Origin of the sequence: Ornithinicoccus hortensis, from assembly GCF_006716185.1 — a bacterium.
In the GTDB taxonomy this organism is placed as follows: Bacteria; Actinomycetota; Actinomycetes; order Actinomycetales; family Dermatophilaceae; genus Ornithinicoccus; species Ornithinicoccus hortensis.
Genome location: NZ_VFOP01000001.1, coordinates 2,118,505 through 2,131,131 on the forward strand (window position 1 = coordinate 2,118,505; position 12,627 = coordinate 2,131,131).

Genomic DNA, 12,627 nt, shown 5'->3' on the forward strand with positions numbered 1-12,627 from the left:
CCGGCGCGCAAGGGGTGGACCGGGCGGCTCGGTCAGTGCAGGACCGGCAGCTGGAACGGGTAGTGGTAGGTCTCGCCGCGGGCCGCCCGGAGCGCGCCCTTGATGTGCACGAAGGCCGCGACCAGGAAGATCACGATCCAGAACGGGATCACCACGATGAAGCCGAGCGTCAGCGTGACGATGCCGACGACCCACCCCAGCAGGTAGAGGATCCAGAACGAGAGGTTGAAGTTGAACGCGCCGGCCGCGGACGCGCGGACGGCCGGGCTCTGGTCCTTCTGGATCAGCCAGATGACGAGGGGTCCGAGGAAGCTCAGGCTGCCCGCACTGATCAGGAACGCGATCGGTGCGGACAGGTGCGCCATGATCATCCAGGTGCGCTCACCCGAGCTGATGCCCTGTCGCTGGTATGCCTGATACGCCTGGTGGGGCGGCTGCGGCGGGTTGTTGGCTGGGTCCTGGGTCATGGGTGTCTCACTCCCTGTGGGACGGTGACGAAGTCGATCAGTTCCTCGACGCTGGCCAGGAGCGTGGGCTCCAGGTCACTGTAGGAACGCACGGAGCCCAGGATCTGTTTCCACCCCCGCGCCACATCGGCCTGGGTGGTGTGCGGCCAGCCGAGCTCGGCGAGGACCCCGTGCTTCCAGGACCTGCCACGGTCGATGACCGGCCAGGCCTCCAGCCCGAGCCGGGCGGGCCGCACCGACTGCCACACGTCGACGTAGGGGTGACCCAGGATCTTCACGTGGCGCGACTGCGGCAGCGCCCGTGCGGCCTGCACGATCCGGTCCTCCTTGGTGCCGGCCACCAGGTGGTCGACCAGGACGCCCATCCGCCGGTCCGCGCTGGGGGCGAAGTCGCGGATCACCGCGGTCAGGTCGTCGACTCCCTCGAGTAGTTCGACCACGACCCCCTCGACCCGCAGGTCGTCGCCCCAGATCTTCTCGACCAGCTCGGCGTCGTGCCGGCCCTCGACGAAGATGCGGGAGCCGCTCGCGACGCGGGCCGGGGCGTGCTCCACCGCGCGGGAGCCGCTGGCGGTGCGTGAGGCCTCCTTGCGGGCGGCGGCCAACGCAGCCCGTTCGGCCTGCTTCGGCGGGGTCAGCACCACCGGCCGGCCCTCGAGGAGGAAGCCCGGCCCGAGCGGGAAGCCCTTGCGGCGACCCCGGCGGTCCTCCAGGTGCACGACGTGCATCCCGCCGGCCTTCTCGACCCGGCAGATCGCGCCGCACCAGCCGGTCTCGACGTCCTCGACGACCATGCCGAGCTCGGCCTCGACGGACTGGGCCCGACCACGGGCGGGGGCCCGCCAGTCGCCGGAGAGGACATCGGTGCCGTATCGGTCGTTCACCCCGTCAGGCTACGTGCGGGGCCGCCCGCGCCCGGCCAGCGAAACGCGGCGAGCGACGGAGTGAGGTCCCGGTCGGCGTAGACTGGCACTCGCGATTCACGAGTGCCAGGATGCGGTGGAGGTGACCGAGGGATGAACGACGACCGGCGGCTGGCCGTCCTCCGCGCGATCGTCCAGGACTATGTGCGCACCTCCGAGCCGGTGGGGTCCAAGAGCCTGCTCGACCGGCACCAGCTGGGGGTGTCCGCCGCGACGGTGCGCAACGACATGGCCGTCCTGGAGGAGGAGGGCCTGATCACGGCCCCCCACACCAGCGCCGGGCGGATCCCGACCGACGCCGGCTACCGGATGTTCGTGGACCGGCTGCACTCCATCAAGCCGTTGAGCCGTGCCGAGAAGACCGCCATCCACCGCTTCCTGGAGGGCGCGGTCGACCTGGACGACATCGTCGGGCGCACCGTCCGCCTGCTCTCCGGGCTGACCCGGCAGGCCGCGGTGATGCAGTACCCCTCGCTGACCCGCTCGACGGTCCGGCACGTGGAGCTCGTCCTCGTGGGGACCAACCGGCTGATGGTGGTGCTGATCGTGAACACCGGCCGGGTCGAGCAGCGCATTGTCGAACTGGACCGGGAACTCGTCGGCGCCGAGGGCGAGCAGCTCGTCCACGACCTGCGCAACCTGATCAACCGGCACGCGTGCGGGCACGCCCTGGCCGAGGCCACCCCGCTGCTCGAGGAGGCCTTCGAGGGCGTCGACCTGCCGGACCGCCCGGTGGGCCGGGCCGTGGTCGAGGCGCTCGCCGACGTCCTCATGGAGCGCAACGAGGAGCGGGTGGTGCTGGCTGGCACGGCCAACCTGGCCCGGGTCGGCACCGATTTCCCGCTGTCCATCGGCCCCGTCCTGGAAGCCTTGGAAGAACATGTGGTGCTCCTGAAGTTGATGGGGAGTATGGCGACCCTCGACGCGGAGGACGCCGTGACCGTGAGCATCGGTGCCGAGAACCCCTACGAGGGGTTGCAGAGCACCTCGGTGGTCACCACGACCTACGGGCCCGCCGGCGGGCTGGGCGTCGTGGGGCCGACCCGCATGGACTACCCGTCCGCGATGGCGTCGGTGCGTGCGGTCGCGCACTACGTGTCGCAGATCCTGGACACCTGACCAGCTACGAGTAAGGACTTTGGTGAACGACTACTACGCCGACCTCGGCGTGTCCCGTGAGGCCACGGCGGCCGAGATCAAGACCGCCTACCGCCGCAAGGCCCGTCAACTGCACCCCGACGTGAACCCCGGCCCCGAGGCCGAGGAGCAGTTCAAGAAGGTCAGCCAGGCCTTCGACGTGCTCGGGGACGACGCCAAACGCGCCGCGTACGACCGGGGCCAGGACCCCTACGGCGGGCAGGGTGGCGGCTTCGGCCAGGGGTTCAGCTTCAGCGACATCATGGACGCCTTCTTCGGCGGTGCCGCCGCGGGCTCCCGGGCCCCGCGCTCCCGCACGCAGCGTGGCCAGGACGCCCTGGTGCGGCTGGACATCGACCTGCGCACGGCGGTCTTCGGCGGGGAGGAGACCCTGACCGTGGACACGGCCGTGCGGTGCGAGACCTGTTCCGGCGCCGGTGCCCAGCCCGGCACCGGCACCCGCACCTGTGGCGTCTGCGCCGGGCGCGGGGAGGTCCAGCAGGTCCAGCGCTCCTTCCTCGGCCAGGTCATGACGTCCCGGCCGTGCACCTCCTGCCAGGGCTTCGGCGAGATCATCGAGCACCCGTGCTCCAACTGCTCCGGCGAGGGCCGGGTGCGCACCCGTCGGGACCTGTCGCTGCGGGTGCCGGCCGGGGTCGATTCCGGCACCCGGATCCACCTCTCGGGCGAGGGCGAGGCGGGTCGCTCCGGCGGACCCTCCGGCGACCTGTATGTCGAGGTGGCGGTCGCCCCGCACGAGACCTTCCGGCGTCGCGGGGACGACCTGCACTGCTCGGTGCAGGTCCCGATGACCGCGGCCGCGCTGGGTGCGACGCTCACGGTCGACACCTTCGACGGTCCGACCGAGGTGGACCTCAAGGCCGGCACCCAGCCGCGGGACACCGTGACCCTGTCCCAGCAGGGGGTCACCCACCTGCGGGGCACCGGCCGGGGCGACCTCATCGTGCACCTGGACGTGCGGGTGCCCACCAAGCTCGACGGGACCCAGCGCGACCTGTTGGCCCAGCTGGCCGAGGCGCGGGGGGAGACCCGGCCGGACGGCCGGCTGTCCCCGGCGCAGTCCGGCTTCCTCGGCAAGCTCAAGGAAGCGTTCAACGGTCGGTGAGCGCGCCGCTGTTCTTCACCGGGCAGGGGCGGTTGTCCACGGTCGCCGTGGATGACCGGTTCGTGCTGGACGGCCCGGAGGGGCGGCACGCCGCCGACGTGAGCCGGCTCGGCCCCGGCGAGACCGTGCTGCTGGCCGACGGGAGCGGCCTGCTGGCACGCAGCGAGGTGGTGGAGCGCCGCAAGGGAGAGCTGGAGCTGCGGGTCCAGGAGGTGGTCTCCGTCGCGGAGCCGGACCCCCGGTTCACCCTCGTGCAGGCGTTGGCCAAGGGGGACCGGGACCTGTTGGCGATCGAGGTGGGCACCGAACTCGGGGTCGACGACGTCGTCCCGTGGCAGGCCGACCGCAGCATCGTGCGGTGGCGGGGCGAGCGGGCCGCCAAGGCGCACCGCAAGTGGGAACAGACCGTGCTCGCCGCGACCAAGCAGGCACGGCGGGCGCGGGTGCCCGGCGTCGCGCCCCTGGCCGACCGGCAGGCGGTCATCCAGCGGATCGCGGCGGCCGACCTGGCCCTGGTGCTCCACGAGGAGGCCACCGAGCCGCTGGCCGGGGTCGACCTGCCCGGCGCGGGTGAGGTGCTGCTCGTGGTCGGCCCCGAGGGCGGGATCAGCCCCGAGGAGACGCAGGCCTTCGTGGACGCCGGGGCGCGCACCGTGCGGCTCGGGTCCACCGTGCTGCGCACCTCCACGGCCGGGTCGGCCGCGATCGCCCTGCTCAGCGCCCGGGCCCGCTGGCGGTGACCGCGGAGTCGCAGGCGACCGTGGGGCCGGGGACCGGCTCCGGGCTGTGGGACCCGGAGATCCGGAGCGTCAGCGGGGGCGCCACCGCGCTCATCGCACTCTTCGCCACCGAGTACATCGCCGTGGGCACGGCCATGCCCACCGTGGCACGGGCGCTCGACGGTCTCGGGCTGTATGCCCTGGCCTTCGGGGCGACCATCGCCACCGGGGTGATCGGGATGATCCTCGGGGGCTGGTGGTCCGACCGCGCCGGTCCGGGGCAGGTGGTCGCGGCCGGCTGCGCCGTCTTCGCCGGGGGACTGCTGGTCGCCGGCCTCGCCCCGACGATGGAGGTCTTCGTCGCCGGGCGGGCCGTCCAGGGGCTCGGCAGCGGGCTGGCGTCGGTCGCGGTGTATGTGCTGATCGCGCAACGGGTGCCCGACGTGCTCCGGCCCAAGGTGTTCTCCCTCCTCGCGGCGGCCTGGGTGCTGCCCGGTCTCATCGGACCGGTCGCGACCGGTCTGGTGGTGGAGTTCCTCACCTGGCGCTGGGTCTTCCTCGGGGTGGTCCCGCTGGTGCTGGCGGCGCTGCTGGTGCTGCGACCCGCGCTGCTGGGCACGTCGCGCAGCCACGACGCCTCCTACCTGGGCCCGGCGACGATCGGTTGGGCGGTGCTCGCCGCGTTGTCGGTGGGGGTGCTGAACCTGGCCGGCGAGTCGATCCAGCCCCGCGAGGTGCTGGTCGGCGCACCGGTCGTGCTGCTCCTGGTGCTGGCCGCCTGGCGGCTGCTGCCGCCCGGCACGCTGGGCCTGGGCCGTGGCCTGCCCTCGGTGATCGCCGCCCGTGGCGCGATCGGTGCCTCGTTCATGGCGGCCGAGGCCTACCTCCCGCTGCTGCTGCAGGACCGGCACGACTACGCGCCGGCCGCGGCCGGGGCCGTGCTCGCCGTCGGGTCGGTGACCTGGGCCCTGGGCTCCTGGGTGCAGGGTCGGCTGGCCGACCAGGTCGACCGCTACCGGCTGCTGGTGCGGGGCTGCCTGCCGATCGCGGCGGGGCTGGTCGTGCTGGTCGTCTCCGTCGCCGCGGACTGGCCCGGGTGGACCGTGCTCGTGGTCTGGGCGGTGGTCTCCCTCGGGGTGGGGCTGTCCTACCCGACCACCTCGTTGCTGACGCTGCGCCTCTCACCGCCCGCCGAGGTAGGACGCAACAGCTCGTCCCTGCAGGTCAGTGAGGCGCTGGCCAGCGCCGTCGCGCTCGCCGTCGCCGGGGCCGCCTTCACCGCGCTGTATGCCGGCTCGCACCTGCACGCCTTCCTGTCCGTCACCTGCGTCGGCCTCGTCGCCGGCTTCCTCGCGGTGCTCACCTCCTCCCGCGCCCGCCCCCACCCCCACCCCTGACCGAACGCGCCACCGGGCGGCCTCCGACCCCCACCAGACGCATGGGCTGGCGGCGTTCCACCGCCACCAGACGCATGACCGGGCGGCGGGGAGCCATGGGCTAGTGTCGGTGACCGTGACTGACTGCCTCTTCTGCCGCATCGTCGCGGGGGAGATCCCCGCCGACAAGGTCCACGAGACCGACACCGTCGTCGCCTTCCGCGACATCACGCCCCGGGCCAAGGTGCACTCCCTCGTGATCCCCAAGGAGCACCACGAGTCGCTGGCCGAGCTGGCGACGGCAGCTCCCGGACTGGTCGCCGACGTCTTCGCCGCGGCGGGCGAGGTCGCCGCGAAGGAGGGCGTCGCGCAGACCGGGTACCGCCTGGTCAGCAACGTCGGGGAGGACGGTGGCCAGGAGGTCGCGCACGTCCACGTCCACGTGCTGGGCGCCCAGTCGATGGGCCCGGTCGGGGTGCGGGAGCAGGACTGAGCGCGCACCCCGCACCTGCCGCGCGCCGGCCCGGTCCACAACGGAGGCGACCCGGACGGTCCCGGCCGGTAGACTCGGGCGCACGATGACAGACCCTGCCAATCCGCCCGAGAGCGGACCTGCCACCGAGCCGCCCGCGCCGGCGGACGACACACCCGAGACGGAGGCCGACCCGGCGCATCCGGCCGGGGGCGACGCCAGCCACACGATCGTCATCCCCGCCGAGGTCAACATGGTTGCCCTCCTCGGCACGCGCGATGAGTTGCTGCGGACCGTCGAGCGGGCCTTCCCGCGGGTGGACCTGCACGTGCGGGGGAACGAGTTCCGGCTGATCGGCCCGCCCGACGAACTCGCCCTGGTGGAGCGGCTGGTGGACGAGCTGCTGGTGGTCGTGGCCGCCGGTCAGCCGCTCAACCGCGACGCCGTGGAGCGGTCCATCCAGATGTTGCGCTCCCGGTCCGAGGAGCGGCCCGCCGACGTCCTGACGATGAACATCGTCTCCAGCCGCGGCCGCACCATCCGGCCCAAGACGCTGAACCAGAAGCACTACGTCGACGCCATCGACAAGCACACGATCGTGTTCGGCATCGGCCCGGCCGGCACCGGCAAGACCTACCTGGCGATGGCCAAGGCGGTCGCCGCGCTGCAGGCCAAGCAGGTCAACCGGATCATCCTGACCCGCCCCGCGGTCGAGGCGGGTGAGCGCCTCGGCTTCCTGCCCGGCACCCTCAACGACAAGATCGACCCCTACCTGCGCCCGCTCTACGACGCCCTGCACGACATGGTGGACCCGGACTCGATCCCGCGACTGATGGCCTCGGGCACCGTCGAGGTGGCGCCCCTGGCATACATGCGCGGACGGGCGCAGCCGTTGGACGCCCAGGTCCTGACGCCGGAGGGGTTCCGGGACATCGGCTCTCTGCGCGTCGGTGACCTCGTCATCGGCTCCGACGGGGGGCCCACCCCCGTCCTGGGGGTCTACCCCCAGGGCCCCCGTGCGGTCTTTCGGGTCAGCACCCAGGACGGAGCCTCGACCCTTGCCTGCGGTGAGCACCTCTGGCAGGTGCAGACCGCCTGGGACAGGCGGCGCGGCCGGACCCGCGTGCTGCAGACCGATGAGATGATCGGTCGTCTGGGCGCGGCCCACGCCAGGCGCTTCGAACTGCCGATGATGGCTCCGCCCGAGCTGGCCCCGCGACCGGTGCCGATGGATCCCTACGCCCTGGGCCGGCTCCTCGGGGACGAATCCACCACGACGACTCCCGAACGGGTCGAAGCGCCGGAGGACCCGATCGACGGGACGACGGTGCGCCACAACGGCGGGACGGACTCTGCGCTCAACGCTGAGGGGAGTGGACGAGGCGGCGTGATCGTCGCCGATCCCGCCACAGAGGTGCTGCGGGACCTGGACCTTGCGGGCACGCGACGCCAGGCACAGCTCGTGCCTGGCGAGTACCTCGTGAACTCCTTTGCGGTGCGACTTGCCGTCCTCCAGGGGCTCTTGGACGCCGGTGGAGAGCCGGTCACCCGGGCCGGTCGCGCGTGTCGCGTGCGCTACGCGACGACCTCTCCCAGGCTCCGCGATGATGTGGTGTTCCTCGTGCGCTCGCTCGGCGGGACGGCATACTGCCGAACGCGTCCAGCGCAGGGGCTCGCCAAGGGCAGGCCCGTGCCGGATCGGCACGACGCGTTCGTGGTCGACATCCGCCTGCCTGCTGGGGTCCCGCCGTTCCGACTGACGCACAAGCGCGAGACCTACGGGGCCAGGACCGGCGCTCGGCCGGTGCGCTTCATCGATCGCATCGAACCGGTGGGCGTCCAGGAGACGGTCTGCATCCGGGTAGCGGCCGAGGACTCGCTCTACGTCACGGACGACTTCCTGGTCACGCACAACACGTTGAACGACGCCTTCATCATCCTCGACGAGGCGCAGAACACCTCCGCGGAGCAGATGAAGATGTTCCTGACCCGGCTCGGCTTCGGCTCCCGGATGGTGGTGACCGGCGACGTCACGCAGGTCGACCTGCCGGGGGGCACCACCTCCGGCCTGCGGGTCGTCCAGCAGATCCTGGACGGGGTGGAGGACGTGTACTTCTGCAACCTCACCAGCCAGGACGTCGTGCGGCACCGGCTGGTCAGCGCGATCGTGGACGCCTACGGCAAGTGGGACGCCCGCAAGGGGCCGGCGCGCCGGAGCGGCCAGGACGGCCAGGCGCGATGAGCATCGAGATCCTCAACGAGTCCGGGGTCGTCCCGTCGCCGGTGCCGGAGCAGGAACTGCACGACCTGGCCCGCTGGGTGCTGGACCAGCTGCGGGTGCACCCGCGCGCCGAGCTCGCCGTGACGCTCGTGGACGAGGAGGCGATGACCGCCCTGCACCAGCAGTGGATGGACCTGCCCGGGCCCACCGACGTGATGAGTTTCCCGATGGACGAGCTGCGGCCCGGCAGCGACGGCACCGAGCCGGATGCCGGCATGCTCGGGGACGTCGTGCTGTGCCCGTCGGTCGCGGCCGCCCAGGCGAAGCGGGCCGGCCACTCCGTCGAGGACGAGCTCCTCCTGCTGACGACCCACGGCATACTCCACCTGCTCGGTTTCGACCACGCCGAGCCCGAGGAGGAGCGCGAGATGTTCGACCTCCAGCGCACCCTCCTGCTGACCTTCCTGGCCCACCGGGGCCGGACCACCACCGCAGCGCCGTCGGCCCGGCTCGACGGCTGAGCACCCCAGGACCCCCATGTTCACCCTCATCCTCGTCGCCATCGCGGCGACCCTGATCGCCTTCCTGCTCTCCGCGGCGGACACCGCGCTGAGCCGTATGTCGCGCCACCGCGCCGACCAGCTCGCCGACGAGGAGCGTCGTGGCTCCGGCTCGCTGCTGAAGGTGATGGCCGACACCGCGCCCTACCTGTCGGTCGCGACCTTCGTCCGGGTCGTCGCGGAGGCCACCACGGCCGTCGCCGTCACGGTCGCGGTCGACACCGTGATGGACAGCCACTGGCAGACCGCGCTGGTGGCCATCGCGATCATGAGCGTGGTGTCCTTCGTGGTGGTCGGGGTCTCGCCGCGCACGCTGGGCCGTCAGCACGGCGAGAAGGTGGCGCTGATGGCCGCCCCGGTCGTGCACGCGCTGCGGCTGGTGCTCGGCCCGGTCGCCAAGCTGCTGGTCCTGTTCGGCAATGCGCTCACGCCGGGACGGGGGTATGCCGAGGGCCCGTTCGCCTCGGAGTCGGAGCTGCGCGACCTGGTCGACCTGGCGGGGGAGTCGGCGGTCATCGAGGCCGAGGAGCGGGAGATGATCCACTCCATCTTCGAGCTCGGCGACACCGTGGCGCGTGAGCTGATGGTGCCGCGTCCGGACATGGTGACGATCCAGGGCGAGCGGGTGCTGCGCCAGGCCATGTCGCTCTTCCTGCGCTCGGGGTTCTCCCGGGTGCCGGTGATCGGGGAGGGCAGCGACGACGTGCTCGGCCTGCTCTACTTCAAGGACGTGGCCCGCCAGGTCAACGCGCACCCCGACGGGGTGAACACCGTCCCGGTCACCGACGTGATGCGCCCGGTCCACCGGATCCCGGAGAGCAAGTCGGTGGACGGGTTGCTGCGCGAGATGCAGGAGCAGCGGCAGCACTTCGCGATCGTGATCGACGAGTACGGCGGCACCGCGGGCCTGATCACCATCGAGGACATCCTGGAGGAGATCGTCGGGGAGATCACCGACGAGTACGACCGCTCGGTCGATGAGGTGGAGACCCTCGAGGACGGCACGCTGCGGGTGCCCGCCGGTATGTCGGTGGACGACCTGGCCGAGCTGTTCGACGTCGAGATCGAGAACGAGGACGCCGACACCGTGGGTGGCCTGCTCTCGGCGATCATCGGCATGGTCCCCCTCGTGGGGTCCAGCGGGCAGGTCGCGGGCCTGGAGCTGACCGCCGAGCGGATGGCGGGTCGGCGCCGCCGGGTCGCGACCGTCCTGGTCCGCGAGGTGGAGGAGGAGACTGCCCCCGAGGAGGGGGAGGCGGTCCCGGAGACGGATACCCCGGTCTCCGGTGACGCCGGGGGCAAGGGCGACACCACGTCCCCCGGTGAGACCCCGGAGCAGGGCGATACCCCGGAACGGGCGGAGGCACGGTCGTGAGCGAGCACCCGCACCGCACGGACGACGAGCAGTCCGGCGGCGCCGACCACCGGTCCGGCTTCGCCTGCCTCGTGGGACGCCCCAACGCAGGCAAGTCCACGCTCACCAACGCCCTGGTCGGCTCCAAGGTGGCGATCACCTCCAACAAGCCGCAGACCACCCGCCACGCCATCCGGGGCATCCGGACGCAGCCGGGCTACCAGCTCATCCTGGTGGACACCCCCGGGCTGCACCGGCCCCGGACGCTGCTGGGACAGCGGCTGAACGACCTCGTCCGGGAGACCCTGCTGTCGGTCGACGTGATCGGCTTCTGCCTGCCCGCCGACCAGCGGCCCGGCCCCGGCGACGCCTTCATCGCCGCCGAGCTGACCGAGCTGCAACGGGCCAAGCGGGTGCCCGTCGTGGCGCTCGCCACCAAGTCCGACGCCGTGGACCGGGAGCGCCTGGCCGAGCACCTGATGGCGATCGACCAGCTGGGGGACTGGGCGGCGATCGTGCCGTGCTCGGCCGTCAACGGCGACCAGGTCGAGGAGGTCGCCGACGTGCTGGCGGGCTACCTGCCCCGGTCGGTGCCGCTCTACCCCGCCGACGTCCTCACCGACGAGCCGGTTGTCGTGCGGATCGCCGAGTTCGTCCGGGAGGCGGCGCTGGAGGGGGTGCGGGACGAGCTGCCGCACTCGCTGGCCGTGGTCGTCGACGAGATCGTGCCCCGGGAGGACCGACCGGCCGACCGGCCGCTGACCGATGTGCGGGTCAACATCTTCGTGGAGCGGCCCAGCCAGAAGGCGATCATCATCGGGCGGGGCGGCTCGCGGCTGCGCGAGGTCGGTGCCCGCGCCCGCGCCGGGATCGAGGAGTTGATCGGTCACAAGGTCTTCCTCGACCTGCACGTCAAGGTGGCCAAGGACTGGCAGCGCGACCCCAAGCAGCTGGGACGCCTCGGGTTCTGACGCGGGCGGACCGCCCACCTGACCGGGCCGGTGACCGGGTAGGGACAATGCGGTATGACCCTCGACGTGTCCGCAGTCCGTGACCTCTTCCCCTCGCTGTCCTCCGGCATCGCCCACTTCGACGGGCCGGGCGGCACGCAGACCCCGCGGGCGGTCGGCGAGGCGATCGCCGCGACGCTGACCGGGCCGTTGTCCAACCGCGGGGAGTCGGTCGCCAGCGAGCGCAACGCCACCGGTGCGGTGCAGGAGTTCCGGACCGCGATGGCGGACCTGCTGGGGGCCGACCCGCGCGGCATCGTGCACGGCCGCAGCGCCACCCAGCTGACCTACGACTTCTCCCGGCACCTGGCCAAGGACTGGGGGCCCGGTGACGAGGTGGTGGTCAGCCGGCTGGACCACGACTGCAACGTCCGTCCCTGGGTGCAGGCCGCGGAGGCCAGGGGGGCCACGGTGCGGTGGATCGGCGTCGACCCCACGACCGCGGAGTTGGACCTGCACACCCTCGACGAGGCGCTGTCCGAGCGCACCCGGCTAGTCGCCGTCACGGCCGCCTCCAACCTGGTCGGCACGATGCCACCGCTCGCCCGGATCGCCGAGCGGGTGCACGCCGCGGGGGCGCTCCTCTGGGTCGACGGGGTGCACTACACCGCGCACGCCGCGGTCGACCTCGCCGGCCTCGGCGCCGACGCCTTCGTCTGCTCGCCCTACAAGTTCCTCGGGCCGCACTGCGGGGTGCTCGCCGCGGACCCCGCCTGGCTCGAGACGGTCCACCCGGACAAGCTGCTGCCCTCGCCCGACGAGGTCCCGGAGCGGTTCGAGCTCGGGACCCTGCCGTACGAGGTGCTGGCCGGGGTGACCGCCGCGGTGGAGGTCCTGGCCGACCTCGCGCCGGGCCCGGCCACCGGCCGACGGGCGCGGCTCCTGGCCTCCCACCACGCCCTCGCCGAGCGCGAGCTCGCGCTGCGGTCGCGGATTGAGGAGGGGCTGTCGGCCCTCGGCGGGGACGTGGTGCTGCACTCGCGCGCCGCGGAGCGCACCCCGACGCTCGCGCTCACCTTCCCCGGCCGCTCGGTCCGGGCGGCCGCCCGCTACCTGGCGGAACGGGACGTGCTGGCCCCCGCGGGGACGTTCTACGCCCACGAGCCGGCCCACGCGCTGGGGCTGCAGGGGGAGGGTGTCGTCCGGGCCGGCATCGCGCCCTACACCAGCGACGACGACGTCGACCGGCTGCTGGACGGTCTCTCGGGGTTCCTGGCGGACACGCCCCGCTGAGCCGCCCACGCCCCCTACCGGCGGACCGA

The 12,627-nt window shown here is 72.6% G+C and carries 11 protein-coding genes and 3 pseudogenes; 12 read left to right on the forward strand and 2 right to left on the reverse strand.

From position 1 onward, the window contains the following. Positions 1-32: 32 nt before the first annotated feature. Together FB467_RS09855 and FB467_RS09860 are read right to left on the reverse strand one after the other, a co-directional pair. Positions 33-467, reverse strand: a complete 435-nt coding sequence (locus FB467_RS09855) for a DUF4870 domain-containing protein (protein ID WP_228393234.1) — start codon at positions 465-467, stop codon at positions 33-35. After that, the gene (locus FB467_RS09860) at positions 464-1,351 is read right to left on the reverse strand and encodes a DUF3097 domain-containing protein (RefSeq protein WP_141784941.1); all 888 of its coding nucleotides are present in this window, start codon (positions 1,349-1,351) and stop codon (positions 464-466) included. The genes FB467_RS09855 and FB467_RS09860 overlap by 4 nt, the downstream gene beginning before the upstream one ends. A 132-nt stretch (positions 1,352-1,483) precedes the next feature. Here FB467_RS09860 and hrcA point away from each other — a divergent pair, with 132 nt between their 5' ends. From hrcA to FB467_RS09910, 12 genes and pseudogenes are all read left to right on the forward strand, one after another. Then, positions 1,484-2,509: a heat-inducible transcriptional repressor HrcA gene (gene hrcA / locus FB467_RS09865; RefSeq protein WP_141784942.1), complete on the forward strand. Its 1,026-nt coding sequence runs from the start codon at positions 1,484-1,486 to the stop codon at positions 2,507-2,509. Between the two features lie 22 nt (positions 2,510-2,531). After that, positions 2,532-3,653, forward strand: coding sequence for a molecular chaperone DnaJ (gene dnaJ, locus FB467_RS09870; protein ID WP_141784943.1), 1,122 nt, complete (start codon positions 2,532-2,534; stop codon positions 3,651-3,653). After that, positions 3,650-4,393, forward strand: coding sequence for a 16S rRNA (uracil(1498)-N(3))-methyltransferase (locus tag FB467_RS09875; RefSeq protein ID WP_141784944.1), 744 nt, complete (start codon positions 3,650-3,652; stop codon positions 4,391-4,393). Before dnaJ ends, FB467_RS09875 begins: the two co-directional genes overlap by 4 nt. Continuing rightward, positions 4,390-5,769 (forward strand): MFS transporter, encoded by a 1,380-nt coding sequence (locus FB467_RS09880; RefSeq protein WP_228393236.1) that lies wholly within the window; start codon positions 4,390-4,392, stop codon positions 5,767-5,769. The genes FB467_RS09875 and FB467_RS09880 overlap by 4 nt, the downstream gene beginning before the upstream one ends. 115 nt (positions 5,770-5,884) lie before the next feature. Further along, positions 5,885-6,241 (forward strand): histidine triad nucleotide-binding protein, encoded by a 357-nt coding sequence (locus FB467_RS19010; protein ID WP_342354711.1) that lies wholly within the window; start codon positions 5,885-5,887, stop codon positions 6,239-6,241. A gap of 85 nt (positions 6,242-6,326) precedes the next feature. Then, a pseudogene (locus FB467_RS18750) lies at positions 6,327-7,106 on the forward strand (PhoH family protein); the annotation flags it as partial. A 342-nt stretch (positions 7,107-7,448) separates the two neighbouring features. Then, a pseudogene (locus tag FB467_RS19455) lies at positions 7,449-7,874 on the forward strand (LAGLIDADG family homing endonuclease); the annotation flags it as partial. Between the two features lie 261 nt (positions 7,875-8,135). Beyond that, positions 8,136-8,462 (forward strand): annotated as a pseudogene (locus FB467_RS18755) (PhoH family protein); the annotation flags it as partial. Continuing rightward, positions 8,459-8,962, forward strand: coding sequence for an rRNA maturation RNase YbeY (ybeY, locus tag FB467_RS09895; RefSeq protein ID WP_141784947.1), 504 nt, complete (start codon positions 8,459-8,461; stop codon positions 8,960-8,962). The pseudogene FB467_RS18755 and the gene ybeY, both read left to right, overlap by 4 nt. Before the next feature lie 16 nt (positions 8,963-8,978). Then, on the forward strand, positions 8,979-10,376 hold the full coding sequence (locus FB467_RS09900; RefSeq protein ID WP_141784948.1) for a hemolysin family protein: 1,398 nt from the start codon (positions 8,979-8,981) through the stop codon (positions 10,374-10,376). After that, on the forward strand, positions 10,373-11,326 hold the full coding sequence (gene era / locus FB467_RS09905; RefSeq protein ID WP_141784949.1) for a GTPase Era: 954 nt from the start codon (positions 10,373-10,375) through the stop codon (positions 11,324-11,326). The genes FB467_RS09900 and era overlap by 4 nt, the downstream gene beginning before the upstream one ends. A gap of 54 nt (positions 11,327-11,380) precedes the next feature. Next, positions 11,381-12,598: a cysteine desulfurase-like protein gene (locus FB467_RS09910; RefSeq protein ID WP_141784950.1), complete on the forward strand. Its 1,218-nt coding sequence runs from the start codon at positions 11,381-11,383 to the stop codon at positions 12,596-12,598. Positions 12,599-12,627: the final 29 nt, after the last annotated feature.